The 26,985-nt window shown below is 45.8% G+C and carries 26 protein-coding genes, 1 riboswitch and 1 other annotated feature; of the genes, 21 read left to right on the forward strand and 5 right to left on the reverse strand.

The window, feature by feature from the left end:
- Window positions 1-175 precede the first annotated feature (175 nt).
- From sigX to Q9R36_RS06370, 4 genes are all read left to right on the forward strand, one after another.
- Window positions 176-727 (forward strand): RNA polymerase sigma factor SigX, encoded by a 552-nt coding sequence (gene sigX / locus Q9R36_RS06355; protein ID WP_022544150.1) that lies wholly within the window; start codon window positions 176-178, stop codon window positions 725-727.
- On the forward strand, window positions 699-1,976 hold the full coding sequence (locus Q9R36_RS06360; RefSeq protein WP_306009045.1) for a hypothetical protein: 1,278 nt from the start codon (window positions 699-701) through the stop codon (window positions 1,974-1,976). Before sigX ends, Q9R36_RS06360 begins: the two co-directional genes overlap by 29 nt.
- A 304-nt stretch (window positions 1,977-2,280) precedes the next feature.
- Entirely contained in the window at window positions 2,281-3,201 is a 921-nt protein-coding gene (locus tag Q9R36_RS06365; protein WP_094767133.1) for a peptidoglycan DD-metalloendopeptidase family protein, read from the forward strand.
- A gap of 66 nt (window positions 3,202-3,267) precedes the next feature.
- Entirely contained in the window at window positions 3,268-4,080 is an 813-nt protein-coding gene (locus Q9R36_RS06370) for a histidinol-phosphatase (RefSeq protein ID WP_311224669.1), read from the forward strand.
- A gap of 49 nt (window positions 4,081-4,129) precedes the next feature.
- Here the strand turns inward: Q9R36_RS06370 and serA are convergent, their stop codons facing one another.
- From serA to Q9R36_RS06385, 3 genes are all read right to left on the reverse strand, one after another.
- Complete coding sequence (serA, locus tag Q9R36_RS06375) at window positions 4,130-5,704, reverse strand: phosphoglycerate dehydrogenase (protein WP_009794795.1); 1,575 nt, start codon at window positions 5,702-5,704, stop codon at window positions 4,130-4,132.
- Window positions 5,705-5,884: 180 nt separating this feature from the next.
- Complete coding sequence (locus tag Q9R36_RS06380; protein WP_009794796.1) at window positions 5,885-7,222, reverse strand: sodium-dependent transporter; 1,338 nt, start codon at window positions 7,220-7,222, stop codon at window positions 5,885-5,887.
- 151 nt (window positions 7,223-7,373) lie between these two features.
- Window positions 7,374-7,594: a binding site (T-box leader), on the reverse strand.
- 374 nt (window positions 7,595-7,968) lie between these two features.
- Window positions 7,969-8,478, reverse strand: a complete 510-nt coding sequence (locus tag Q9R36_RS06385) for a MerR family transcriptional regulator (RefSeq protein WP_180827352.1) — start codon at window positions 8,476-8,478, stop codon at window positions 7,969-7,971.
- Between the two features lie 191 nt (window positions 8,479-8,669).
- Here Q9R36_RS06385 and Q9R36_RS06390 point away from each other — a divergent pair, with 191 nt between their 5' ends.
- Window positions 8,670-9,194 (forward strand): type 1 glutamine amidotransferase domain-containing protein, encoded by a 525-nt coding sequence (locus Q9R36_RS06390; RefSeq protein WP_311224670.1) that lies wholly within the window; start codon window positions 8,670-8,672, stop codon window positions 9,192-9,194.
- 154 nt (window positions 9,195-9,348) lie between these two features.
- Window positions 9,349-9,486, forward strand: a riboswitch (FMN riboswitch).
- Window positions 9,487-9,656: 170 nt separating this feature from the next.
- Entirely contained in the window at window positions 9,657-10,241 is a 585-nt protein-coding gene (locus Q9R36_RS06395) for an ECF transporter S component (protein ID WP_022544148.1), read from the forward strand.
- Window positions 10,242-10,481: 240 nt separating this feature from the next.
- Here Q9R36_RS06395 and Q9R36_RS06400 read toward each other — a convergent pair whose 3' ends face one another.
- Entirely contained in the window at window positions 10,482-10,730 is a 249-nt protein-coding gene (locus tag Q9R36_RS06400; protein WP_009794805.1) for a ferredoxin, read from the reverse strand.
- Between the two features lie 311 nt (window positions 10,731-11,041).
- Between Q9R36_RS06400 and Q9R36_RS06405 the strand changes: the two genes are divergently transcribed.
- The 12 genes from Q9R36_RS06405 to Q9R36_RS06460 all read left to right on the forward strand — a co-directional run bounded on the left by Q9R36_RS06405 (window position 11,042) and on the right by Q9R36_RS06460 (window position 22,546).
- Entirely contained in the window at window positions 11,042-12,106 is a 1,065-nt protein-coding gene (locus Q9R36_RS06405) for a YpbB family protein (protein WP_311224671.1), read from the forward strand.
- On the forward strand, window positions 12,084-13,583 hold the full coding sequence (locus Q9R36_RS06410; RefSeq protein ID WP_311224672.1) for a RecQ family ATP-dependent DNA helicase: 1,500 nt from the start codon (window positions 12,084-12,086) through the stop codon (window positions 13,581-13,583). The genes Q9R36_RS06405 and Q9R36_RS06410 overlap by 23 nt, the downstream gene beginning before the upstream one ends.
- A gap of 9 nt (window positions 13,584-13,592) precedes the next feature.
- Window positions 13,593-14,219: a CPBP family intramembrane glutamic endopeptidase gene (locus Q9R36_RS06415; protein ID WP_009794808.1), complete on the forward strand. Its 627-nt coding sequence runs from the start codon at window positions 13,593-13,595 to the stop codon at window positions 14,217-14,219.
- Window positions 14,197-14,919 carry a LysM peptidoglycan-binding domain-containing protein gene (locus Q9R36_RS06420; RefSeq protein ID WP_009794809.1) on the forward strand — a complete coding sequence of 241 codons (723 nt, stop codon included), beginning with the start codon at window positions 14,197-14,199 and terminating at the stop codon, window positions 14,917-14,919. The genes Q9R36_RS06415 and Q9R36_RS06420 overlap by 23 nt, the downstream gene beginning before the upstream one ends.
- A 667-nt stretch (window positions 14,920-15,586) precedes the next feature.
- Window positions 15,587-16,045, forward strand: a complete 459-nt coding sequence (locus Q9R36_RS06425; protein ID WP_094767139.1) for a YpbF family protein — start codon at window positions 15,587-15,589, stop codon at window positions 16,043-16,045.
- A gap of 122 nt (window positions 16,046-16,167) precedes the next feature.
- On the forward strand, window positions 16,168-16,800 hold the full coding sequence (locus Q9R36_RS06430; RefSeq protein WP_311224673.1) for a CBS domain-containing protein: 633 nt from the start codon (window positions 16,168-16,170) through the stop codon (window positions 16,798-16,800).
- Window positions 16,801-16,857: 57 nt separating this feature from the next.
- Entirely contained in the window at window positions 16,858-17,235 is a 378-nt protein-coding gene (locus Q9R36_RS06435; RefSeq protein WP_187445348.1) for a hypothetical protein, read from the forward strand.
- A 27-nt stretch (window positions 17,236-17,262) separates the two neighbouring features.
- On the forward strand, window positions 17,263-18,045 hold the full coding sequence (locus tag Q9R36_RS06440; RefSeq protein ID WP_311224674.1) for a metallophosphoesterase: 783 nt from the start codon (window positions 17,263-17,265) through the stop codon (window positions 18,043-18,045).
- A gap of 100 nt (window positions 18,046-18,145) precedes the next feature.
- Window positions 18,146-19,051 carry a MerR family transcriptional regulator gene (locus tag Q9R36_RS06445; protein ID WP_022544144.1) on the forward strand — a complete coding sequence of 302 codons (906 nt, stop codon included), beginning with the start codon at window positions 18,146-18,148 and terminating at the stop codon, window positions 19,049-19,051.
- Between the two features lie 137 nt (window positions 19,052-19,188).
- Complete coding sequence (locus Q9R36_RS06450; protein WP_022544143.1) at window positions 19,189-19,776, forward strand: genetic competence negative regulator; 588 nt, start codon at window positions 19,189-19,191, stop codon at window positions 19,774-19,776.
- A 369-nt stretch (window positions 19,777-20,145) separates the two neighbouring features.
- Window positions 20,146-21,423 carry a Glu/Leu/Phe/Val family dehydrogenase gene (locus Q9R36_RS06455; protein WP_009794817.1) on the forward strand — a complete coding sequence of 426 codons (1,278 nt, stop codon included), beginning with the start codon at window positions 20,146-20,148 and terminating at the stop codon, window positions 21,421-21,423.
- A 151-nt stretch (window positions 21,424-21,574) separates the two neighbouring features.
- Window positions 21,575-22,546: a YpdA family putative bacillithiol disulfide reductase gene (locus tag Q9R36_RS06460; RefSeq protein WP_311224675.1), complete on the forward strand. Its 972-nt coding sequence runs from the start codon at window positions 21,575-21,577 to the stop codon at window positions 22,544-22,546.
- 36 nt (window positions 22,547-22,582) lie between these two features.
- On the opposite strand, the gene Q9R36_RS06465 is transcribed toward Q9R36_RS06460, so the two are convergent.
- Window positions 22,583-23,560, reverse strand: coding sequence for an asparaginase (locus Q9R36_RS06465; RefSeq protein ID WP_035403076.1), 978 nt, complete (start codon window positions 23,558-23,560; stop codon window positions 22,583-22,585).
- A gap of 171 nt (window positions 23,561-23,731) precedes the next feature.
- On the opposite strand from Q9R36_RS06465, the gene prsW reads away from it, so the two are divergent.
- The 3 genes from prsW to ypeB all read left to right on the forward strand — a co-directional run bounded on the left by prsW (window position 23,732) and on the right by ypeB (window position 26,883).
- A complete protein-coding gene (prsW, locus tag Q9R36_RS06470; RefSeq protein ID WP_022544141.1) occupies window positions 23,732-24,421 on the forward strand; it encodes a glutamic-type intramembrane protease PrsW in 690 nt (229 codons plus the stop codon).
- Between the two features lie 240 nt (window positions 24,422-24,661).
- Window positions 24,662-25,519 (forward strand): spore cortex-lytic enzyme, encoded by an 858-nt coding sequence (gene sleB / locus Q9R36_RS06475; protein ID WP_311224676.1) that lies wholly within the window; start codon window positions 24,662-24,664, stop codon window positions 25,517-25,519.
- Window positions 25,520-25,533: 14 nt separating this feature from the next.
- Complete coding sequence (gene ypeB, locus Q9R36_RS06480) at window positions 25,534-26,883, forward strand: germination protein YpeB (RefSeq protein ID WP_009794822.1); 1,350 nt, start codon at window positions 25,534-25,536, stop codon at window positions 26,881-26,883.
- The last annotated feature ends 102 nt before the right edge of the window (window positions 26,884-26,985 follow it).

Consider the following 26,985-nt stretch of genomic DNA (forward strand, 5'->3'; position numbering starts at 1 on the left):
TCTTGATTCACAAGAAACATATACACCATATAAAGCATCATTCATCAAAAGAGGAAGCAGCTGGAAGGGAATACACAAAAAGTCCCTTCCTTTTTTTTCTGAGAAATACTATATTTATAGATGTAACTTTTTGTACATAAACTGCGACTAATTTATGAACGGGGAGGGAAGACCTATGGACTCCGTTTTTGATGACTTATATACCAATTATCATCAGGACGTTTTTCAATTCCTATTTTATATGGTGAAGAGCAAAGAGCTGGCCGAGGATCTGGTGCAGGAAGTATATATCCGTGTCCTTAAATCATATGACCGGTTTGAAGGAAAAAGCAGCGAGAAAACCTGGTTATTCTCTATTGCCCGTAATGTTGCAATCGATTCTTTCCGGAAGCAGAAAGGTTGGAAACAGAGGATACTGGAAAAGTTCGACTGGACGGAGCAGCAGATCAGGGACGACAGCCCTGTACCGGAAGATATCGCTATGCAGCGCGAAGAAATCCAGATGATCTACCGCTGCCTTGACTTATGCACAGTCGACCAGAAGATGGTGATTATTATGAGATATATCCAGGAGCTGTCTATTTCGGAAACGGCCGAAGCCCTCCATTGGACCGAAAGCAAGGTGAAGACAACCCAGCACAGGGCTCTGAAGGTATTGAAGGGCCATATGGAGACTTTATTGATAAAGGAGGGAAGAGATGGTGAAAAAATCAGAGTGGAACGATGAACAGCTTGAGAGGCTGCTCCGGCAGCTTCCAAAGATACAGGATGAGCGGGCCCCACAGGAAATCTACCAGAATGTATCCCGCCGGATGCGGAAGCGGAGACGCACATTCTGGGTCATTCCTGCAGCGGCAGCTGCTGCGGCTGTCCTTCTTCTCTTTATCCTGATTCCGGGCATGACCGGTCAGCAGTTTCAGGAATCTGCAGATCAGGCGGCAGAAAACAAAGGCGACCAGGCTTCTTCAGGAATTGAACCTTCTGAACAGAAAGAAAACAGCTATGAGACTGCCCAAAAAAGTGAAGACACCAGCGAAGGGGAGGCAGGGGTCCAAAATGATTCTGAGGCAGAGCCGTCAGAAACAGAAGTGCAGGAGGATGACGGGAAAGCGGGGCTGGCTTCTTTTGCGGAAGAAGAAAGCGACTACCGGACCGCTTTATATGAAGAAGATGTTCAGGGGCAGACGATCCTTACCTATGCCATCCCTGATGCAAATATACAGACACTAGTGCCTGTAAGCGTCCTTGCTGCACCGGAGGAAGGCAAGACAGAATTTGATTTATATAAAGAAACTATGGAAAAGCTGACGGAGGAAGAATGGGGGCTGGGCGAAGCTTATCCGATCCCGGAAACTGAGCTGTATTATGATCAGGAAACTGAAACTTTGACAGCAGACCTGACAAAAGAAGCAGACTTAAACGGCTCTGCTAAAGAAGTCTTGTTCAACAGTATTTTAACGAATAATATTGATTCGCTTCATGCAAAATCAGTCCTTTTGACAACAGAGGGAGAACCAGGAGTAGAATACCCTCACACAGGAGTGGTAGAAAGTCTTCCCGTTGCAGATGACAAAGGAAATCATGCTTATTACTTTTTATACACTAATCCTCAATCTCCCCCATTCATTGTGCCTGGAGAAGAAAGCTATGGCTCAATACAGGAAGCAATCGAGGCAATGAAACTGAACAAAGACACGCTTGGGCTGGAGCCGTCTATCCCAAGCGATATGAATATAAAAAGCGAGACAGAGTCCGAAGGCGAAGGCAGTGAGCTCACACTGACCCTGGAAGAAGGCACTAAGCTTGAGGATAATGCGGTTTCGTCGTATACCATCGAAGCGATCCTTCTGATGGCCAAAGGATTCAATTACAGTACAGTAAAGCTGGATAATGCCGAGATTGAAGAAGTAGGAAGCTTTCAGCTGCAGGAAGCATTGAATGTTCCGGCAGCGCCGAACTTGCGGCAGCTCCCATAATTTTAAAATATATGCATAGAACAGGGATCGGCCCATAGGCTGAACCCTGTTTTTATTTTTGAAGAATAACAAAATATATTTTCTCCTTAGATTACGGTCTATAGCTTCACCTGCCTTTGCATTTTCCTAAATAACCTTAATATTCTTTCATGTATAAAACCGTCTGCCGTAATTGCATAATAATGGCTGTGTTTTCTCCCGGGAAATCGTGCAGGAATAATAAGATTTCCGGACACGGAGGTTCTAATATAGGACATGCTTTCATACGGTGGGAAAGTAAAGCTGAAATGGCAAGGAGGATCATATGAGAGATTATATAAGAAGGTTTTTAATAGCATGGCTTGTGCTGGTATTCATTAGCCTGCTTTTCATCGGCGGCAGGCAGCCGCAGGCTTCAGAACTGCATGATGAAGTGTTTGCTTCAGGCTGGCAATGGCCGGCAGATGGTGTCCTGTCTGATTGCTTTGGCACCCGGAATGGCGCACACAAAGGAATTGATATCGCTTCAGCCCCCGGTACACCGGTTTATGCAGCAGAGGAGGGCATTGTGACCAGATCCTATTATTCTGATTCTTATGGGAATGTAATATTTATTAAGCATCAGAATGGCACTGAGACCGTTTATGCCCATCTCCAGGAGAGAAAGGCAGCAGAAGGGGAAAAGGTGCTGCAGGGCCAGACAATCGGCACTATGGGCAATACAGGGGATTCCTCTGGTGTCCATCTTCATTTCGAAGTACATATATCAGAATGGACATACGATAAGCAGAACGCTGTCGATCCATTCCTTGCACTAGGAGAAACTGAGATCGGTTCGGCCGTCAGTTCAGTGCAGCCTGCAGAAGGTTCCAATACTATTGAAACGGCCAGCCTGCTGCTAGCAGATGATAATGGACAGCCCTTCGCCGCTGCAGGCAGAAATGACGAAAGTGCCGGGAGGAAAGGTACAGCAGCCAGTGAAACAATGAAAAATTCCATTCTTAAGCCTCCAGCAGTGCCCGCTGCCGAGGCGCGTGAGCATAGGCTCAGGCTGCGGCAGCTGATGATTGCTTCCAGGAGCCATGAGAAGGGCAAAGAAGCTGCTGCACCAGTATATGAAGTGAAAACCGGAGATACTTTGTATTCTATATCAGCCAAATTGGGGACCACAGTATCACAGCTTAAAAAAGCAAACAGTCTGGCAGATGACATCATTCATCCCGGAGATATTCTTTCTGCCGGATAATTCACAGAATAGATTGAAGCCTGTCCTCTCCCGAAGTATAATGAATAAAATTGGGGAGGGGATACTTTGCTTACCGATTACCATAATCACCTGGAAAAAGGCACTTTGACGCTTGATTATTTAAAACAATTTACAGACAAAGCCGAGGAAAAAGGAATTGCCCACTTCGGCATTTCCGAGCATGCCTACCATTTCTATCAGACTGCAGATATACTGAGGAATCCATGGGTAGATGAAAGGCGCTATTATGATATGAATGATTATACTGCGCTTTTCAGGGAGGCCTGGAACAGCGGCATTGATGTGAAGATGTCGATCGAAATGGATTATACCCCGGGAAAGCATGATGAAATGCGCCGGTTTATCACGGGCTATGACTTTGATTACATAATTGGGTCTATCCATTGGATCGGGGATTTTGGGATTGACCTTTCAGAATACAGGCATGAATGGGACAAAAGGGATCTGTATGAAGTATACCGAGTCTATTTTGACCAGGTCGTCACCCTTGCCCAGTCCAATCTCTTCGATATCATCGGCCATATCGATTTAGTGAAAATATTTAAATATGTACCGCAGGATGAAGACTTCCTGCTGGAGCAGTATGAAAGGGCTGTAAATGCCCTTGCTGAATCAAAAACCTGTGTCGAAATCAGTACAGCCGGGCTGAGGAAGCCTGTAGGGGAGCTTTACCCGGATCCGAGGCTCTTAAGGAAATGCTATGAGAAAAACATTCCGATTGTCCTGTCATCCGATGCCCACTTTCCGAAGGATGTAGGCGCCGATTTTGATCAGGCGCTCCTGCTGGCAAGAGAAGCGGGTTATGAGAAAATCATGACCTTTTCCAAGGGAGAAAGGGTTGAGCATCCGATCGGCTGAAGAGGAAAAAGAAGATGGCGGTTTCCGCCATCTTCTTCTTTTTGTGCTGCTATAGAGATATATTCCTGATCGAAACGATATCTTCCTGGCCTTCAAGCAATTTGAACGAGCTTTCTCCAAGAGGCTTATCAAATGATAAAACCATGATGGCTTCACCGCCGGCCTCTTTCCGCCCTACCTGCATGGCGGCGATATTGATGGAATGGTCGCCCAGGACTTTTCCTACCCGCCCGATTACCCCTGGACGGTCCATATGCTGAATATAAAGAAGTTCTCCCTCGGGAAGGAAGTCAATATTGAATCCATTCAGGAATACGATGCGCGGACCGTAATTTTCAATGAATGTCCCTCTGACAATAAATTCGCTTTTATCGTTTCTCGCTGCAACGGAGATGCAGTTCGCATAGCCGAATCCTGACACTGATATCTTTTCACCGATTGTTATGCCGCGTTCTTTTGCAGTTAAAAGCGCGTTCACTTCGTTCACGTGAATATCTATGCGGTTCTTGAAAAAACCAGATAATAAGGCTTTTGTCAGATAAGAAGTTTCCAGCTCTGTGACAGTCCCGGAATAGGTGATGGAAATTTCCTGGACCCCTTCAGTCACGCACTGTGAAAGAATCAGGCCGATTTGCTTGGAAAGCTGGTGGAAAGGCTGTATTTTATCATAGATCTCCTTCGACATCGCCGGAAGATTGATGCTGTTGGAGACAGGCTTATTTTCCAGAAAAAGCCGGACTTCCTCGGCTACCTGTGTTGCGACATTCAGCTGTGCCTCCCTTGTTGAAGCGCCGAGATGAGGGGTTACAATCACATTGTCAAACCTGAGGAGCGGATTATCGAAAGGAGGCTCCTCTTCAAAAACATCAAGGGCAGCACCTGCAATATGCCCGTTCCTGATATATTCTGCAAGATCCTTTTCATTGATGATCCCGCCGCGGGCGCAATTAAGGAAATAAACGCCTTTTTTGGTCAATTCTATTTTTTTGGCGTCAATCAGGCCCTTTGTCTGAGGGGTCAGTGGAGTATGGACAGTGATAATATCCGCTTTTTTCAGCACTTCCTCAAGAGGAAGGCTTTCAACGGCAAGCTTGGCAGCCCGTTCTTTCGTCAAGAAAGGATCATAAACAGAAATGGACATGCCAAAGGCCTTAGCGCGCTTGGCCAGCTCAGAACCAATCCTGCCCATGCCGACAATGCCAAGTGTCTTTCCGAACAGCTCATTCCCGATGAAGCTATTTCTGTTCCATTCCAGATTTTTGACGGTCCGGTGGGCCTGGGGGATATTCCTCATCAAAGAAGCCATCATTGCAAAAGTGTGCTCTGCAGTGGAAATGGTATTTCCATCAGGGGCATTGACCACCACGATCCCTCTTTTAGTAGCCTCAGCAACGTCAATATTGTCGACCCCGACACCAGCTCTTGCAATAATTTGGAGTCTTGGCATTTTATCGAGCAGTTCACAGTCCACTGTTGTGGCGCTCCTGACCAAAAGGGCATCTATATTTTCCAGATCTGCTTCAGGGTCATCTGTCTTTTTTTGTATCAGCCGGGCATTCTCCATCTCAGTGAGAGGAAGCAATCCTGCTCCGCTGATTGAATCTGCAACAAGAATTTGAAACATAGCCAATCCACCTGCTTTATAATAATTTTCTGATAATTTTACAAGACGAACAATTTTCTGTCAATGAGGCAAAACGTTCTTGTTTGGATGTAAACGCTTTATTATAAAAGAAGTTTTCAGGTTTGAGTGATGCTTTTTGAATAGCATAAGAAAATGCCAGGGGAATCCCTGGCATTCAGCCTAAAATTTTATTATTCCTGTTCCATTCAGGAAAACAATGATAATGGCTGCAGGAACTGCGTATTTCAGCAGGAGCAGCCAGAAGGCGAACAGCCGCCGGGCCATGCCGGATCCTGCCTGCAGTTCTTTGACCAGTGTGTTCCTGTCCATCCGCCAGGGAACGAAAATAGTAATGAATAAGGCACCTAGAGGCAGGAGGATATTAGAGACAAGATAGTCGGCTGAATCAAAGAAAGTTTTTCCGAAGATCAGGATGTCACTCCATTCGCCAAAAGACAGGGCGGAAGGGATGCCGGCTGCAAATATCAGCAGTCCGAAAAGGATGCTTGCCTTTGTTCTGCCTGCCTTTTTGCCCGCAGCCGCCACATTGATTTCCAGCATGGAAATAGCCGAAGTCAAAGCAGCAAAAAAGAACAGCAGCAGGAAGAGTATGAAAAAGAACTCCCCGAAGGCGATTTTGCTGAATATGGCCGGAAGAACAATGAACAGAAGGCCCGGCCCTTCTTCTGGCTCCATGCCAAAAGAGAAAATGGCAGGGAAAATCGCCAGTCCTGCGAGAAGAGCAATCAGGAGCGTCAGCCCTGTGATTGAGAAAGCAGCTTTTGTGATATTTTCCTTCTTGGATAGATAGGAACTGTATGTCACCATTACGGACACGCCTACAGACAGCGAGAAAAAGGACTGCCCCAAGGCGTATAGAAACACATCAGGCGTCATCTTGCCAAAGTCTGGCTGCAAAAAGAATTTGACTCCTTCGATGGCATTATCAAAGCTCAATGACCGTGCAATCAAAGCCACGAACATGATGAATAATGCCGGCATAAAATATTTGTTGACCTTTTCAAGGCCGCCCTGCACCCCCCGGCTGACAATCAGAACCGAAAGCAGGATGAAAACCAGTTGGGCACCTGCAGCAAGCATCGGGTCGGAAATGGCTTCGCCAAAGACAGCTTCAAAGTTCAGCCCCTCGGTCCACAGCTTTCCGGAAAGGGCATACCAGAGATAAATAAGGATCCACCCGCCAATGACACTATAAAAAGATAAGAGCAGGAAGCAGGCGGCAACGCCCATTCTGCCGACCCATGGCCATAGTGAACCCGGAGCAATTGTTTTATAGGCTGCAACTGCCTCCTTTTGAGTGCTTCTGCCAATGACAAATTCGGCAAGCAGGATGGGCAGGCCAATGAATAAAGTGAACAGAATAAAAACAAGGAAGAATGCGCCGCCTCCGCCGATCCCTGTCATATACGGGAATTTCCAGATAGCGCCAAGACCGATCGCAGAGCCGGCAGCAGATAGGATGAACCCGATTTTTGTCCCCCATTTTTGTTTTTCCATACTATCACTCTCCTAAAGATTATTTCAGCGGGCATTGAAGCAAATAAAAATCCCTGCATGAAATTCATGCAGGGACGAAAAAAATTCGCGGTACCACCCTCATTGTGAAGAAAATTCCAGGCACAGAAAATAAAAAACGCCCCTGCATAACAGCAGGGACGATTATATCGCGGTACCACCCATTTTTGTGAAAACATCTTCACCACTTTGTTTGATAACGGTATACACTACCGTTTTCCGCTTTCTTATCCAAGAGTTCACGGAAAATGCTCCAAGGGGAAATTCATGCCATTTCTTTGTACCGGTTTTCACCTGCCACCGGCTCTCTAAAACAGGGAGAAATACATTACTATACCTTTTCAATGCCCAATATTTTTTTACAATACTATCACAGGATCGGAGAAATAAAAAGTTTTTTTTTAGAAATGCGGGAAAGACTTGTTCTATTAAGGAACGCAGATGCCCGAATGAGTACATGACTGCCCGATTTGGGGAGTGTTTATGTATCCAGGAGCCTGAATGAGTACATGACTGTCATTTTGCTGGAGAGTCAAGCACCCATAGATCCGGCAGAGTACCTGAGTCCTTACTTCAAGCACAAAAAAGAAGAGCCTTTGACCCTGGCAATACATTCCGGCCAGACCCGGTTCCTGGACTGCAGGCTTTTATTTTAAAGGCTTCAGCAGCGTCAGCTTGACGTGCGAAGTCTGCCGCTTTGAAAAAAAAAGCACCGCCCCGTGGCGTGCTCAAAAACCGAAAAGCATGCTGATAATATTCTTTTTCTTCCAGCTTCTTTTGATCGAAGGATGATCAAAAACAGGGAGCTGATCAGAAGCAGCAATTTGTGATGAAGCTTCGAGCTGACCTACCTTTTCAGCCATCTGCAGCAGCTGGGTCTTCAGATCTTCAATTTCACGGCGGTGCTGCAGCAGCTGGTAGGAAACGACGTCATCAGCCTTGGAATCAAGCCGGGAGTCCAGCTGGGTGACCTTATCTGCCAATTCCTTTATTTGAACAGAGTGATCCTCATTCTGCTGCTTCACTTCCGGTGTTTTTTGGACCGAGAGCTTTACTTCATGGACAAGGGCACCGTTCTGGATCTGGGATTGTATATCTTTCAGGATTTCTAATTGATCTTCCTCAAAATGGTAGTGGCCAAGTTCATTCCTTCCGACTTCAAGACCGAACTGTTTAACCCAGCGCTGGATTGTGCTCGGCGATACTCCCAAAGAGCTGGCAGCTTTATTTGTATTCATTTTCATCACTCCTTTATCTTACAAATACTGCAAACAGGAAGACATTCCTTCCCTCATGACAAAACAAGTTGGGATTCGGCAAAAAAAGCCAGGAAAAGCCTAAATCTGCCGGGGGGCCAGGGCCGGAGGGGAGACATGCAGGCAGATTAGGGGTAGAATGACTGTAACCATGAAAAAAGGAGTGCTTATTTATGAGACTGGAAGGCAAAAAAATTATCAGCCTGGTACATCACGAGTTTGAAGACCTGGAGCTTTGGTATCCCATTCTGCGGCTTCGGGAAGAAGGGGCCATTGTAGAGCTGGCAGGTGAAACAGCGAATGAAACATATCTGGGGAAGTACGGGGTCCAGGCGAAGTCCGATTATGCCTATTCAGAGATCTCCGCTGATGATTATGACGCCATCCTGGTGCCGGGCGGATGGGCGCCTGATAAAATCAGGAGGTTCCCGGAAGTTATTTCACTCATCAGGGAAATGGATGAAGCGAAGAAACCGATCGGACAGATATGCCATGCAGGATGGGTGCTTATATCTGCAAAGATCCTTGAAGGCCGCACAGTCACGAGTACCCCGGGAATCAAGGATGATATGGAGAATGCAGGAGCAATCTGGGTTGATGAGCCTGCTGTAACGGACGGCCATATTGTATCAAGCAGAAGGCCGCCTGATCTTCCGGAGTATATGCGGGAATTTATCCGGGCGCTTGAGAAGAAGTAGTTAGTGCAAAGCGGGCATCAAGGTCCATAGTGACGATCTGAGTGGGGAATAGGGGATCCGGCAAAAAGTTAGAGCAATTTTCTTCACAAGAGGGTTTTTTTTCAGTATAATAAATTCAGAATTCCAATTAGGGGTTCAAATATAATTTAATATGGTCTATCTTCGGGGCAGGGTGAAATTCCCGACCGGCGGTGATGAGGCAAGTTGCTCTAAGCCCGCGAGCCTGTTTTATTGGGCAGGATTTGGTGAGATTCCAAAGCCGACAGTACAGTCTGGATGGGAGAAGATGGAGGTTCTGCAAACGTTCAAAAGATGCAGGAATTGAACGTTTATTAAGCTTGCCTTTGTAAATTCTCCCTCAAGCAGTTTGCTTGGGGGATTTCTATTTCAATGGCACTGGCTTTTTTTGCCGAACCTTTCTTCTTTAGGTGAGATGGATCCTAAAAAGGAGAGAGGAACAACATGAAGAAATTTTCTATTAAAGCTTTGGTTTCAATTGCAATGCTGAGCAGCATATCATACGTACTGATGCTGCTGAATTTCCCAATACCGCCGTTTCCGAAATTCTTAATGATTGACTTCAGCGACATACCTGCATTGATTGCTGCGTTGATCTTTGGTCCGGCTGCAGGGATACTTGTGGAATTATTTAAAAATGTACTGGATTATTTTATGACAGGAAGCGCCACCGGTGTACCGGTAGGACATTTGGCAAACTTTGCTGCCGGAATCCTTTTCGTGCTTCCAACCTATTATATCTACAATAAACTGAGGACGAATAAAGGCATGACAGCTGCCCTGGTCATTTCAACCTTCATCATGGCAGTGCTGATGAGCATCCTGAATTATTTCATCATTTTGCCTGCCTATACGCTGTTCCTGAACATGCCTGCCATGTCAGCGCCTGAAACGCGCACAATGGTTGTAACAGCCATCCTGCCGTTCAACATCGTAAAAGGCCTGATCATCACCGGGATCTTCATGCTTCTGTTTGCCAAAATGAACCCATGGATCAATAAGCAGTCTGCATACCGCAGTGCTGCATAAATAAAGGAAAAACTGCAGCCTGCACTGCAGTTTTTTTTATGTGCAAATTTAAAGTCAGGCAAGAGAAAGAGCGAAAAGAGCCTGAATCCTTAGGATGCAGACAGTGAACACCTTGTCCTGCGGCAGCTTTTGCAAGACCGATTCCCTAAAGAATGCCTAGTGTCCGGCGGGAGCGGGAACTTGCCGAGAGACAAAACATAAAAAAACAGCCTCAAAAAGGAGGCTGTTTTTCAGTGTCTGCTATTCAAATTTAAGGGCATCGCCCTCAAACGGCTCATCCGCAACTTTGATGGAATCAGTCGGGCAGCCTTCAAATGCATCCATCATATCGTCTATTAATACATCAGGAATTTCAACGATGCCTTCATTTTCATCAAGTGTAACGAATGCAATGCCTTCATCATCATAATCATAAATATCTGGAGCAGCAGCTCCGCATGCGCCGCATGCAATACATGTTTCTTTGTCAACAATTGTATACTTTGCCATGTAAAAAACCTCCCAATCAATTAACCGAAATAGTCGCCGTTTCCGCTTTCTGCCGTACGGAAACTCTTTCCTCATACACCTATTGTAAGTGTGCTTTCTTTACTTTTCAATAGAAAATGTATTGAGAATGCTTATCACATCAGGGTTTGCAACATTTAATACCCTGTGTGCATGTTTTAAAACAGCCTGGTTATTTCTAAACATGTTAAAATAATATAAAGGAACAGGCTGCTTAAAAATGTAATATATATTGCCGCTTTAAAGTGTTATATTAGCAAAAAGGCTAAAAATATACAAGCAAGGTGAATTTTATGCCTATTAACTATCTGCAAATGATTATTTTATACTGTCTGGACAAGCTGAACGGCGAGAGGACCATCTATTCGATCTATCATCTGCTGAATGGAAAAAAGTCATCGCAGACAATTCAGGATGCCCATCTATTCCAGCTTGGCGCTTTATTCCAGACTTGCCCTTCACTGGAGAGGGCTGATCTTGATGAGAAGATAAAGCATCTGGAAAAACAAGGCTTGATCCAAGAGAAGGAAGAGCTTCATTACATGGTCACAGACGAGGGAGCTTCAGCCCTTGCTGCCCAGCTGCAGAAAACGCCAATTCCATCAACATTGAATGGGTGGAAGCTTCATGACAAGTCTGCCCTTTTTTGGGAGAGGCTGTCGCTGCTCGTTCAGGTGGTTTCCCAGCTTAGCCATAATAATTCACATTATATTCCGATCCAAAGAAGAAGGGCCGCCCATATTTGGCTGAAAAAAGCCCTGCGCGAAGCGAAGATGGATAAAAAGGCCCTCGCTGCCGGACTTTATGGTGAGCTGGAGGCTTTGCTGGAATCATACAGAGAGACCGATCCTTCTATCATTGTCCTAAGGCTTACTGGTGCCGGCCATATTGGCCTGACATCTGAACAGGCAGCTGAGGCTATGAATTTTGACAGCGATTATTACCGGTTCTGCTTCCTGTCCATCCTGCACTATCTGATTGTTCGCATCATGGAAGACCGCAGCAGCTTTCCTGTCCTCCGGTTATTATTTACCGGCGAAGAGTCATCCATTCCGCTGACACAGTCCGCGCAGAAGACGTATATGATGCTGAAGCAGGGTGTTTGCCTGGACAAGATAATTCAGGCAAGGGGACTTAAAAGAAGCACAATAGAAGACCATATTGTAGAGCTGGCTCTGAATGTAGAGGGGTTCAGCATCGATCCCTATGTACAGGCCGAAAAGCAGGAACTTATCAGGAGTGCAGCCATGAATGCCGAGTCACGGCAGCTTAAGCATATCAGGCGGCTGGCAGGCGGTGCGGAGTATTTTGAAATAAGGCTGGTGATGGCCAAGTATGGCGACGGAAATGATGCTTGAAAAAGAGCTCCATAGATATTTCGGCTTCTCATCTTTTAGAAAAGGGCAAAGGGAGGCCATTTCCTCCATCCTGGATGGACGGCATACACTGGCAATGCTTCCGACCGGCACAGGGAAATCCATCTGCTACCAGCTGCCGGGCTACTTGCTTGAGGGCACTGTTCTCATCGTTTCGCCGCTCCTTTCCTTGATGCAGGACCAGGTAGAACAGATGAAGATGAACGGTGAAAAAAGGGTCGTTGCACTCAACTCATTTTTAAGCTTTGAGGAAAAGCGCTGGGCTTTTGACAGCCTTCAGAGCTTTAAATTCATCTTTATTTCTCCTGAAATGCTTAATACAGCTTCTGTGCTCAATATGATCAAGAAGCTGAGGATTGCATTATTTGTAGTAGATGAAGCCCATTGCATTTCACAGTGGGGCTATGATTTCAGGCCGGATTATCTTCGCCTTGGCGAAACTAGAAAACAGCTTGGCAGTCCGCTGACACTGGCACTGACAGCTACCGCGACACCCGAGACAGTAAATGATATCATTTCAAGGCTTGAGGTGGAAAACTGTGAGCAGGTCATTTCTTCTGTGGACAGGCCCAATATCAGCCTGACTGTCGAGAAGCACAGCGGCTACCAGGCAAAGGCATCAAGGCTGCAGGAACTTGTTCAGCTGTTCAGCGGACCGGGGATTATATATTTTTCCAGCAAGAAAATGGCCGAACAGGCAGCTCTGTCTCTAAAAGAGAAATGCTCAAAAAAGGTGATGGCCTACCATGGCGGGATGGATCAGGAAAGCCGTATCCTGATCCAGCAGCAATTTGTAAACGGCCAGATTGACATTGTTTGTGCCACAAGTGCTTTCGGCATGGGGATCAACAAAAGCGATATCCGTTTTGTTGTCCACTTCCATATGCCTCTCCAGCTGGAGTCCTACCTGCAGGAGATCGGGCGGGCCGGAAGGGATGGCAAAGCAAGCGCCGCCGTCCTTCTTTGGGCGCCGGGTGATGAGCAGCTGCCCCTGCAGCTTGCTGAAGCTGAGCTTCCTTCTGAACACCAGGTTGATTACGTTTTCTCCTTGCTTAAAACGCAGGGGCTTGGCGCTTCAGAGCTGTCAGAGAATGAAAAAGAATTCCGCCTGCCTGCAGGGCTGACCGACATCCAGTGGCGGGTGCTGACCGAGCTTTCTGACAGGCTGCGGGATGAGGGAGCGGACAATCTTCCTGGCAGGATCAATGAGTTTCTCCGCAGAAGGGTCCTTATAAAAAACGGGCAAATTGCGGAAGTGGGCCGCTGGATCCATTCGAAATCATGCCGGAGGGAAAAAATCGCAGAATATTTTCAGGAAGGCAAAAAGCCTGAAAATCTTTCCTGCTGCGATATTTGCGGTCTGGATCTGGAAAAATATTTTGGACAGGCAGAGGAATCTTCCGGACTGGCCAGGGCTGGCTGGAAAGAACTCCTTGCCGGAATGCTAATCAATAAGTGAGCGATCATAATGAAAAAAAAGCATATGGAAATAATCAAGGAATTATCCGATAAAGACCTCTTGTTCCACTTGTATGCAACACAGCTGCTGCTTCTTGCGATATCCGCGATTCTTGGCTTTATATTATTTAATGATTTTTCTTCCTTTTTCGACTTGTTTTTTTGGGAAGATTTAAATATTTTATATATAGGGGCAGGTGCCGGAATTGCGGTTGTTCTGGCAGACCTGCTGTTGATGAAAATCGTTCCTGCTTCTTACTATGATGATGGCGGCCTTAATGAACGGATATTCCGGAACCGGAACCCTTTGCATATTGCTGTCATTGCAGCTATTGTCGCTTTTTGTGAAGAGCTGCTGTTCAGGGGGGTCATTCAGACTCACTTCGGGCTGCTGGTTTCAAGCATTATCTTTGCAGCTGTCCATTATCGCTATTTATTTAATTGGTTCCTGTTTGTCAATATTATCGTATTGAGCTTTTTAATCGGGATCATTTATTTAAAGACAGGCAATCTAGCTGTCACGATCGTAATGCATTTTCTGATTGATTTTTTACTGGGCATCTCCATCAGATATCGGAAGCAGGACAATATAGAGGAAACAGGAAGGGATTTGGATGAACAGAGAGGATCCTTATAGAGACCAGGCCGAACGCCTGCGAAAGAAAATAGACGGCGGTACAGAACAAAAGGACAGAAAGAAAGAAGCGCTCCCCCCGAGGAGCAGCCTTCACCATCAAAAGAAGAAAAAGACTAAATGGAAGCTGAAATATCCGGTCATGAGCCTGCTGGCCATCTTCTTTATTCTGCTGCCCATTGCAATATTCAGCATATACACCTCCATGGACAATGAGCCTGGCGGAGAGGCTGCAGAAGCAAGCAAGACGAGCTACGAGACGGTGGACTTTGGCGAGACTGCCGATGAGCCGGCGGCAGCAGGGGAGCAAACGGCGGAAGAGGAGAAACAAGCTGCAGCTGGCGAAGAGCAGGCAAAAGATTTAAATAAAGATACCGCCCAAGAAGAAAAACAGGATTCAAGCACTTCAGAGCTGGAGAAATCATCTGATGCAGCGGCTGTTGAAACTGGTGCGAAAGAACCGGAAAATACAGCAGATAAAGAAAAAGCTGCCGGTGAGGTCCAGGCCAAGCCCGCACCTGAACAGAAGGAAACCTCTGGAGAGTTCGTTACACACACAGTACAGCCGGGCGAAACGATGTTCAGAATTTCAATGAAATACTTCAAGTCACAGGACGGGATAGAAATCATCAGGCAGGCAAACGGTCTGTCCGGCAATGAAATCCACGTGGGACAAGTATTGAAAATACCGCAAAACCAGTAATGCCGGTACCTTGAAGGGCCGGTTTTTTTGTTGTTTGCAGCGAATTGGAACCTTCTGTGCGGACAAAAGGAGTCAGAGGGTTTTAGTGAAGCGGACTAACACCCTCTGTGCGGGAAAAAGAGAAATAGAGGGTCTTAGTGAAAGGGACTAGTACCCTCTGTGCGGAAAAAGGGAAACAGGGGGTCTTAGTGCAGCGGACTAGTACCCTCTATGTGGAAAAAAGGGAAACAGAAGGTCTTAGTGAAGCGGACTAGCACCCTCTATGCGGAAAAAAGGGAAACAGAAGGTCTTAGTGAAGCGGACTAGTACCTTCTGTGCGGAAAAAAGAGAAACAGAGGGTCTTAGTGGAGCGGACTAGTACCTTCTGTGCGGAAAAAAGAGAAACAGAGGGTCTTAGTGGAGCGGACTAACACCCTCTGTAAGGAAAAAAGAGAAACAGAAGGTCTTAGTGAAAGGGACTAGTACCCTCTGTGCGGAAGGTCTTAGTGAAGCGGACTAGCACCCTCTATGCGGGAAAAAGGGGAACAGAGGGTCTTAGTGAAGGAGACTGGCACCCTCAGTTATTTACAATGCGTCTTATGCTTGCCGGGGCTGACCAAGCGCCATCCGCCTTTCGATAGAATATCCCCCCGGACAAACTCATATAATGGCAGGGGAGGGGGATTGTATGGAAACAACAATTCAAATGCTGGATGAGCGGACAGATCAGGCTGCAAGGCAGATGCTGCAGAAGGTAGTAGAGCGGAAACGCAAGTTTGACAAATACAAAGCCAGACATCTTGCAGTCATGTGGGCAGGGGTTTTTGTGTCCTTTTTTTATCTGATTTATTTATATTATACGGTTATGGAACCCTATTCGTATTCGTTTGCTAGCATGTTTTCCGCCTTCGCATCGAACAGCGCCAATCTTTATTTGCTCTTTTTAGCAGGAGGTCTTTACGGGACAATGAATCTTTTTAAGGAGAAAAAGGACAAGGCTGAAAAGGAATATCATGCACTGCGATGCGAAATCGTGGACAGAAGCAAGGATCTCTGGAAAAAGGAAGAGGAATGGAAAAACCGTCATATCGTATTCGAAATGATGAAAAAAAACTATGATATTAATCTTTACCATGAAAATAAATAGCTGGGAAAAGATCAGCATCACAGAATTGCCTTTAATTAAAAATAAGACACCCTAAAATAAAGGAATCTGGCAGAAAACAGGGAATATATATGGATGTCAGTTACTTTTTTGGGGGGATGGCCATGTTTGTCAAAAGCGTTATGATTCCTAAACACTCGTGCTATACGATAGGCTCCGATGAGACGCTGCAAAGTGCTCTTGAGCAGCTTGAAAAGCATCAGATCGACGGCCTGCCGGTGCTGGATGGAGAGAAATATGCCGGCATCATCACAAGGTACGGAATTTATGAAAGCTATTTTAATTCCAATCAGGAAAAAGAGACATACTTAGAAGGGACAAAGGTCAGGCACATTGCGGATCATAGGGAAGTGGTCCTCCGCGGCAATGAGATTTTTGAAAGGCTTCTCCTTGACCTTAAAGACTTCCCGCTGCTTGCGGTTGTGGATGCATCAGGCAAATTCCTCGGCGTAGTGACCCGCTTCGATGTTATGGTCCAGTTTCAATCGGCATTTGGAACCAACCGTGCCGGGGTAAGGATTGCTTTTACATCGGTCGAAACAGAGGGAAGGATTGCCAGGCTTTCCGAAATTGCCAGGCATTTCCATGAACATATCATTTCTCTAGTTACATTTGACGAAACAGATAAGCTGGTCCGCAGGATCGTCATGAAAATAGAAAAGAAAGATAATATTGATAAATTCATCAAGAAACTGGAGGAATCCGGATTCAGGGTGTTGGATATTCATGAAGATTAGATAAGTAAAGCACAAACACTGCCCTCTTTCATACATTGGTGTGGGAGGGATTTTTTTGTGCTTTTCTTTATGATCAGGCTGCTGTCGGGTTTTTTCAGCGGCTTTCTATTTATGATTTGGCTGCCTGTTTCACTTCCGGCTAAGCCTGGTGCGGCACTGGCACAGCTGCTTTTAAGCCCCGGGGAATTCCTGGCAGCTGCATTTGCCTTCAGCATCAGCTTTATGAGTTTTGCCTCATGCCTGAAAGCGGGACTTGAAACCGGAAGGCGGCTGGGTGGCAGGGCAGCGTCAGGGTTTGTGGCCGCAGCCGGCATCACAGCTTTGCTGGTCTGCTTTCTGGGATTATTTTTTATGGGGTTTTGGAAGGCATTCCTGCTTTTCATTTTTTCCTTTTTATATGGTATTATTTCTATAGACTTTTACCGGAAGCGGTAAAAACAGATTGTTACTTTGGGAGCGGGTATGGACATTTATATTTTTGCAATCATCATAATCCTCGTGTTAATTGGAACCTGCCTCCTTGGCTATATGGCAAAAGAAGCCTTTCAGGACAGGGTCATACATAATGAACTGGAGTTTGAAGATTTCCCGGCAGGGTTCGGAAGCGTCACAATTTTCTTCATTTCCGATATCCACCGCCGCAAAGTTTCAGATAAGCTGCTGGAACAGTTCAAAGGGAAAGCAGACTTGGTTATAATAGGCGGAGATCTGGCTGAAAAAGGAGTGCCCTTCTCCTTAGTGAAGGAGAATATTGAAAAACTAAAAACAGTCGGTCCGGCTTACTTTGTCTGGGGCAATAACGACTATGAGCTTGATCATAGGGAGCTGGATGCGCTCCTGCTGGAAAGCGGTGTTAAAATACTGGATAACACAGCTGTTTCTTTCGAAGCAGAAAATGGGGATACCATGATCCTCATGGGTGTGGACGATGTCGGGAAAGGGAGGGACCGGCTGGATCTGGCTCTTCAGGATGCCGGGCCATCAGGCTTCAGGATCCTCGCCTGCCATAATCCTTCCATCATAGGGAAGATTGAGAAAAGACATGAAATCCGGCTGGTATTAAGCGGTCACACCCATGGAGGACAAATACACATTCTAGGTTACAGCCCTTATGAAAAAGGGAAAGTAAAAACAATGGATAGGGCAACTCTGCTCATCAGCAATGGATATGGAACTACTGCGCTTCCTTTGAGGCTCGGTGCCAGGGCGGAAACCCACTTAGTCCGTCTTGGCCGTAAAGGCTGATTTAACAAAGGGTATCCATAGCCTATACAAAGTTTACACACATCCTAAGGGTACCTATAATGGATGTATGGAACTGTACGCTGTAAACGGAGGATAATAAATGGCCAATCAAGAAGGAAAATATAACATCAAAGCTGTCTCTAAGATGCTCGGCATCCAGCCGGGCACCTTAAGAGCCTGGGAAAGGCGCTATCAGATGGTCGCACCTAAGCGGAACGAATCCGGCCATCGCCTTTATACAGAAGAACATGTCAAGACGCTGAGATGGCTGCTCAGTAAAATCGATCAGGGATTTACAATCAGCCAGGCAGTATCCCTGCTGGAAAATAATGTACTTGAATCAGACCCTGAAGCTCCAGCGGATGGAGGGAATCATGCTGAAATCCTGGGGGACAGGCTCCTTGATGCATTGCTTCAATTCGATGAATCCAAAGCACATGATCTGATTAATCAGGCATTCAGTTTATATACGATTGATAAGGTTCTGGTTGATATACTGGGCTCTTTATTGGTCAAGATAGGAGACTTATGGGAAAGAGGCGAGATTACCACTGCCCATGAGCATTTTGCTTCTTCTATCCTGCGGTCAAGGATCGGCATCATCCTCCACTCTTTTCCCCATAATTCAATCCTGCCAAAGGCAGTGGCTGTGTGCGGGCCAAACGAGTGGCATGAATTGGGCTTGCTCATTTTCACGCTGTTCCTGAGGAGGAAGGGATTTGAAGTTGTGTATCTTGGTGCCAGCATTGCCGAAAAAGACATTGATGTGGTCATTGAAACAGTGAACCCCAAATTTCTGTTCTTTTCTTGCACTATGAAGGAGAACCTTCAAGGAACGCTTGAATTAGCTGAGAAACTGTATTCGGAGCATTCAGGACTGAGCATCGGGCTCGGAGGTTTTGCAGTGGAGCGGATGCCGCGGGAAAAGAAAGACAAATATGCCTCCTATATTTTAGGGAATAGTAAAGATGAATGGGAACGCTGGGTAAAGGAACAAATGTCCTGAACAAAATACGAATCGGCCTGATCAGTCAGGTCATGCATCTTCGGCTGAAACCGGCTGAATAAATAGTAAGACGACTCACCATCTTTTATAACCTTCATACACTAAACTAAGAGTTGGTCACGGCAGGGGGCATTGTCATGCGCTTGGAAAGGTTAAACTACAATAAAATCAAGATTTTCCTGACTTTAGATGACTTAACAGAACGGGGCCTGACAAAGGAAGATATTTGGAAGGACTCCCTTAAATGGCATCAGCTTTTTCATGAGATGCTCGAAGAAGCCAGTGATGAATTTGGTGTAGACATTCAGGGTTCTGTCGCGGTGGAGATATTCTCCATGCAGGCCCAGGGCATGGTAATGATTGTGACCATGCAGGAGCAGGAGGATGAAGAAGAAGAAGACTTTCTTCTTTCTGAAGGCTTTATTGACATGCAGGTTGTAATTGATGACAACGAAGATCTCCTTTTTGTTTTTAATGATGTGGAGGATGTCATCCAGCTTTCCACAAGGCTGGCCGGTATGGGATTGAGTGGCGGAAATCTCTATCATATGGAGGGTCGCTATTACTTATTGTTCGATGATATCCTGGCAGAAGATGCTGAAAAGCTCGCCAGTATGCTTGCTGAATATGGAAGCACATCCCTTATCACCCGCTGGAGGCTTCTGGAGTATGGCAAGGAAGTCATTGCGGACAGCGCAATTGAAACTCTGAGCCGCTATTTCTGAGAATACAAAGGCTGGAAGATGCTCTTTGTTTGAATGGAACCATTTTCCCGGGAGAATACAATAGAAGAAGACAGGTTGGGATTTTATGATGACAGCCTGTCTTTTTGTGCGTCCATAAACTTTTTTGCTATAGCTTTGAGCCCATTTTTCAGATATCGTAAATATGGCGTTTTTTTTACGCGAATAAGGGAAAAGTGTTAATGTTGAAATAACTGAAAATTCCCATTATATCAGCGTTGACAGCGTTTTCAACAAGTAATCAAAAAATGCCGAAAAGTGCATTTTTCTTCTTGCATAAATCAAACAAAGGTGTATACTATGTCATGAATACGGACAAAATGCAAAGTGATTTTTTTAGGAGGTTTACAAATGGTAGCCGAGAACGGTACTGGAAACACAAATAAAGAAGACAAACATGACGTTTTAAAGTCAACTCAAACTGTTATTCATAAGGCTCTCGAAAAGCTTGGATATCCTGAAGAGGTATATGAACTGCTGAAAGAGCCGATCCGCATGATGACAGTTAAAATACCTGTCAGAATGGATGATGGGTCTGTTAAAGTCTTTACTGGCTACCGGGCACAGCATAATGATGCTGTTGGGCCGACTAAGGGCGGCATCCGCTTCCATCCGGGAGTAACGGAAAAAGAGGTGAAAGCCCTTTCCATTTGGATGAGTCTTAAGTGCGGCATCGTCGATTTGCCTTATGGCGGCGGAAAAGGCGGGATTGTATGTGATCCCAGAGATATGTCCTTCCGTGAGCTGGAAAGGCTCAGCCGAGGCTATGTCCGTGCAATAAGCCAGATTGTGGGTCCTACCAAAGATATTCCGGCTCCAGATGTATTTACCAACTCTCAAATCATGGCTTGGATGATGGACGAATACAGCAGAATAGATGAATTTAACTCTCCTGGCTTTATTACAGGAAAACCGCTTGTACTAGGGGGCTCTCATGGAAGGGAATCAGCAACTGCGAAAGGCGTCACCATCTGCATCAGGGAAGCTGCCAGGAAGAAAGGCATCAACCTGCAGGGAGCGCGCGTCGTTGTACAGGGCTTCGGAAATGCCGGAAGCTTTCTTTCCAAATTCATGCATGATGCCGGTGCGAAGGTTGTGGGCATATCTGATGCCTACGGCGGCCTGCATGATCCCGAGGGGCTTGACATTGACTATCTGCTTGACCGCCGTGACAGTTTTGGGACGGTAACCAAGCTTTTCAATAATACAATTACCAACAAAGAGCTATTGGAACTGGATTGCGATATCCTTGTTCCTGCTGCCATCGAAAATCAAATTACCGAAGAAAATGCCCATAATATCAGGGCAAGCATCGTAGTCGAGGCTGCTAACGGGCCTACTACCCTCGAAGCAACCCAGATACTGACAGAAAGGGGCATCCTGCTCGTGCCGGATGTTCTGGCCTCTGCAGGGGGAGTGACCGTATCTTACTTTGAATGGGTTCAGAATAACCAGGGCTATTACTGGTCTGAAGAAGAAGTGGAAGAAAAACTTGAGAAGATCATGTGCAAATCATTCAATAATATTTACGATACGGCACAGACAAGAAGAGTGGACATGAGGCTTGCTGCATATATGGTTGGCGTCCGCAAAACAGCTGAAGCCTCCAGATTCCGCGGCTGGGTGTAAGAAGAAGCTCATATCATTGAATGTTTCAATAAAATCTCCTATCATAAATTGATGGGAGATTTTTTTTTCCAATGTGAAGGATAAATATAAAGGAGTCCCTGCCTGTCAGACGGGGAAAAAAAGAGAATGCTTAAGTAAGGAGCGCTGACATATGAAATCGGAAGATGCGATTATTATAGGAGGAGGCCCCTGCGGACTTGCAGCAGCCATTGCGTTAAAGGAATTGGGAAAGGAACCCCTTGTGATTGAAAAAGGAAACATTGTCAATGCCATCTATCATTATCCGACCCATCAGACTTTTTTCAGTACGGCTGAAAAACTTGAAATCGGAGGGGTGGCTTTTGTTACAGAAAATTATAAGCCGCAGAGGAACCAGGCCCTTGTGTACTACAGGGAAGTGGCAAAGAGGAAGCAGCTTAATATCCGTGCGTATGAAAAGGTCCTTGGAGTCACGAAGGACCAGGAAGGCTTTGTCGTCCAGACGGATAAAGGACAATATACTGCTCCGTATGTAATTATTGCGACAGGCTATTATGACAACCCGAATTATCTTGATATACCAGGGGAAGACCTTCCCAAGGTTTTTCACTATTTCAAGGAAGCCCACCCTTATTTCAATAAAGATGTAGTGGTGATTGGCGGAAAGAACTCAAGTGTGGATGCAGCCATCGAGCTTAACAAAGCGGGTGCGAGAGTAACCGTTTTGTACAGGGGAAGCCAATACTCCCAAAGCATCAAACCGTGGATTTTGCCGGAATTTGAATCACTTGCACGGTCAGGCCAAGTGAAAATGGAATTTGATGCAGAAGTGAGAGCAATCACCGAGACCCAAGTCATTTATGAAAAAGAGGGCAGGCAGGAAGCGGTAAAAAATGATTTTGTTTTTGCTATGACAGGCTACCATCCTGATCACACCTTCCTTAAAAAGATGGGGATTGTCATTGACCCCGCATCAGGACGGCCGCATTACAGTGAAGAAACGATGGAAACAAATATTGAAGGAATCTTTATAGCGGGCGTGATTGCAGCGGGCAATAATGCAAATGAAATATTCATTGAAAATGGCCGCTTCCATGGCGGGATCATTGCGGAAGCTATAAAGAAGCGTGAATCGGACAGCTGAATATGAAAGGGGCACCGCAACCGGTGCCCCTTTTCATTATACTTGGAAAAGCCTTTCAATATGCTCCATTTCATCAGTGAGGGTCAGCGCGATCAGCAGTTTCAGGCGTGCTTTCTGACCGTTCAGGCCGTTTGAAAAAATGACTCCAAGCTCTTTCAGCTGCTTGCCGCCGCCCTCATAGCCATATACATCCTGGGCAATCCCATTGAAGCATCTGGACACAAGGACAACGGGTATATTGGCTTCTATCAGGCTTTGAACCCCAACAGCTGCTGCAGGCGGAAGATTGCCCTGTCCAAGCGCTTCAATGACCACGCCATCCATCTGCAGGTCTTTAATTGCCATCAGCAATGAGGAATCCATTCCGGCATGCGCTTTTACGAGCACGACCTTTTTGGAAACATCGGATATCTGGTAGCTTTCTTTGGTGAGTGGCGAGTGGTGAAAGAGCACCCCCCTCTTAGTGACAATCCCGATCGGTCCATATTGGGGACTTTGGAAAGTTGAGACATTGCTGGTATGGGTTTTAGTGCAATTCTCCGCTGTGTGGATCTCATCATTCAGAACAACCAGTACCCCTTTATTCATAGCCTCGCTGCTTACAGCCACCCTCAGTGAGGCTATCAGATTATACAGGCCGTCCGATCCTATTTCATTGCTTGACCGCATGGCACCGGTAACAATCACAGGGATTGGCGCCTGGAGGGTAAGATCAAGAAAATAAGCTGTCTCCTCGAGTGTATCCGTTCCATGGGTGATGACTGCTCCGTCTATTTTCCCAGTCTGGTAGTGCTTGTCTATTAAATCCCTTAGTACAAGCATTTCTACTGGTGTAATATGCGGTGAAGGCAGATGAAAAGGCTCTTCTACTATGATATCGGCCAGTTCAAACAGCTCATTCGTTTTATCTGTCATAGGATTCTTTTCTGTAGGTACGACGGCACCGGTTGAAGCATCTTCACTCATTGAAATCGTGCCGCCTGTATGGATGATGAGTATTTTTTTCTTTGTCATTTCTATAGCCTCCAGGATGATTTGCAGAAAATGCTGCGGAAGGGAGGAATTCATGGGAATCCTGTACCGCTGCCTTTTCCCCATAAAATAAGCTTGATCTATGATTAATCCATTTTCATTATCATAATATCATGATACGATTAAGAAAACAGATTGAAAAGAGGACAGCTCATGCTGGGAATATTATCTGCCGGAATAGCTCCTGGTCTGGCTTTGCTTAGCTACTTTTATTTAAAGGACGAATACGATTCCGAGCCAGTTTCAATGGTGTTCAGGACTTTTCTTTTTGGTGCCCTGCTGGTGTTCCCGATCATGTTCATCCAGTATGTCCTTGAGACCGAGCAGATTGTCCAATCTGATATTGTCAGTGCATTCTTTTCCGCAAGTATGCTCGAAGAATTTTTCAAATGGTTTATTTTATTCTATACCGTTTATCAGCATATAAGCTTTGATGAACCGTATGATGGCATTGTTTATGGTGCAAGCGTATCCCTTGGCTTTGCCACTGCGGAAAATATCCTGTATCTTATTGCCAATGGGCTGGAATATGCGATTGGCCGTGCCCTGCTGCCGGTTTCTAGCCATGCATTATTCGGTGTCATAATGGGCTACTATATCGGAAAAGGCAAGTTTACGGCTGAATCAAGGAAGAAATGGATCAGCCTCTCACTCTTTTTGCCTTTTATCCTCCATGGAACCTATGACTTTATTCTCGTATCCCAGGAACATTGGAAGTTTATCATGGTTCCCTTCATGATTTTCCTCTGGTGGTATGGCCTCAGAAAGGTCAAGATGGCCAGGGCAATGAGCATGAAACAGATCGAGGAGAGCTTTGATTATCAGAAAACCCTTTACCCCTAGGTGAAGGGTTTTTTTAGTTAAGGAAGCCAAACCTCTCTAAAAGGCAAAGAACGCCTTTCCGGGAAGTTCGTCTTATGCCTGTCGGGGGATGATCAAGGCGCTTGCGCTTTTGTTCCGGGGGCATAAGTATTGCCTTCCATATATTTACTACCGTCAAATTACTCTCATTTGCATAAAAACCCAGCCTCTGAAAAAAATAGGGTTAATGTTAATTAGATTATCATCTGGGGGTTGCTATCCATGAAAAACAAATTATTGCTGATTAAGCTGGCTCTGCTCATTCCGCTTTTTGCAGCCGCACTCCCGCTGCTGGGGCCATCTGAAAAAGCAGATGCTTTTTCAGCTCAGGTCATCCAGCATGGTGCTGTGGGCGATGATGTTATTGAACTTCAGTCAAGGCTTCAGTACCTCGGGTTTTATAACGGTAAAATCGACGGGGTATTTGGATGGGGAACTTATTGGGCGCTGCGTAATTTCCAATACGAATTCGGTCTGCCGATTGATGGGCTGGCAGGCCAGGAAACAAAGGCCAAGCTTGCAAAAGCTTCCAAGTACAACGAACAGTTTGTAAAAGAACAAGTCAACAAAGGCAATAAATTCACCCATTATGGCGGTGTTGACCTGGACAAGCAGAAAAAGCCTTCAGGCGGTGCTGGACAGGGCGGAGGCGGAGGCGGTGGCCAGAGCGCCCCGGCAAAACCTGAAGCCAAACAGCCTTCTGCTGCCAATATCCCATCAGGATTTTCGCAGAATGACATACAGCTGATGGCAAACGCAGTTTATGGAGAAGCAAGGGGAGAGCCTTATACAGGCCAGGTGGCTGTGGCAGCTGTCATCTTGAACCGGGTGCAAAGCGCTACCTTCCCCAACACAGTTTCAGGCGTGATTTTTGAGCCGCGCGCTTTTACGGCTGTGGCAGACGGCCAGATATGGCTGACACCGAATGAAACTGCCAAAGAAGCAGTGATGGACGCTATGAACGGCTGGGATCCAACCGGCGATGCGCTCTATTATTTCAATCCTGATACGGCGACCAGCGGATGGATTTGGACGCGGCCGCAAATCAAAAAGATCGGAAAACATATTTTCTGTGAATAGAGAGGTGGTTTACAGTGATTAGAGGGATACTTATTGCCGTACTCGCCCTTGGAGCAGCTGGTGCCGGCTTTTGGGGATACCAGGAGCACAGGGAAAAGAATGCGATTCTTATTAATGCAGAAAACAGCTATCAAAGGGCCTTTCATGACCTGACATACCAGACCGACCTGCTTCATGACAAAATTGGGACTACATTAGCCATGAATTCCAGGGAATCCCTTTCACCGGCGCTTGCTGATGTCTGGAAAATAACATCCACGGCCCATAGTGATGTTGGCCAGCTGCCGCTTACACTTATGCCATTCAATAAGACAGAGGATTTTCTTGCGAAGATCGGGGATTTCAGCTACCGCACAGCAGTCAGGGATCTGGACAAAGAACCTTTGTCAGATAAAGAGTATAAGGCGCTTCAGGGGCTTTATAAAGAATCAGCCGATATCCAGCAGGAGCTCCGCAAAGTCCAGCATATGGTCCTGAAGAATAATCTCAGATGGATGGACGTTGAAATGGCGCTTGCCTCCAATAAACAGCCCATGGACAATACAATCATCGACGGGTTCAAAACCGTGGAAAAGACGGTTGAGAGTTATGGGGAGACCGATTTTGGCCCCGCCATGGTCAATATGCAGAAAGATGATTCAAATTATAAATATTTAGAGGGAGAGGCCATTTCAAAAAATAAAGCCCGCTCCATTGCTGAGAAATATGCAGGAATGGGGAAAAAGGCGGCTGTAAAAGTAACGGAAAACGGAAAAGGCTCTGACTTCGGCTTCTACAGTGTCTCTGTCCAGGATCCGAAAACCGGCAGGGAAGCCAATATGGATATAACAAAAAAAGGCGGATATCCGATCTGGTTTATCCTAAGCAGAGATGTAAACGACCAGGCTGTCAGTTTGAATGAAGCCGGGAATAAAGCCATTAAATTCCTCAGTGACAATGGATTTAAGGATTTGGACCTGTTTGAAAGTACACAATACGATAATGTCGGAGTATTTACTTTCGTATCCAAACAAGATGATATCAGAGTCTATCCTGATTCGATAAAAGTAAAGGTGGCCCTTGATAACGGGCAAATGATTGGCTTTTCAGCAGAGGATTATCTTAAGTCACACCACATAAGGGAACTGCCTGAAGCGGGCTTAAGCCAGGAAGAGGCAAGGGACAAGATCAATCCTAATCTGAAGATACAGGAAACAAGACTTGCGGTAATCATTAATGACCTTAACCAGGAAGTATTATGCCATGAATTCCTGGGGACAATGGGCGATGACACATATCGGATTTATATCAATGCTGATTCAGGCATTGAAGAAAAAGTGGATAAGCTGCAGAATGCAGAGCCCATTTACGAAGATGTGGTTTAAAAGGAATGTACTGCAGGGCCCGGGGATATTCCCGGGCTTTTTAATATCACAAAAACAGGTCTTTGGAACCATATAAGCTCTTGATTCACCCATGGGTCCCGT

It is taken from the genome of Bacillus sp. AG4(2022) (assembly GCF_031844465.1).
GTDB lineage: Bacteria > Bacillota > Bacilli > Bacillales > Cytobacillaceae > Bacillus_AB > Bacillus_AB infantis.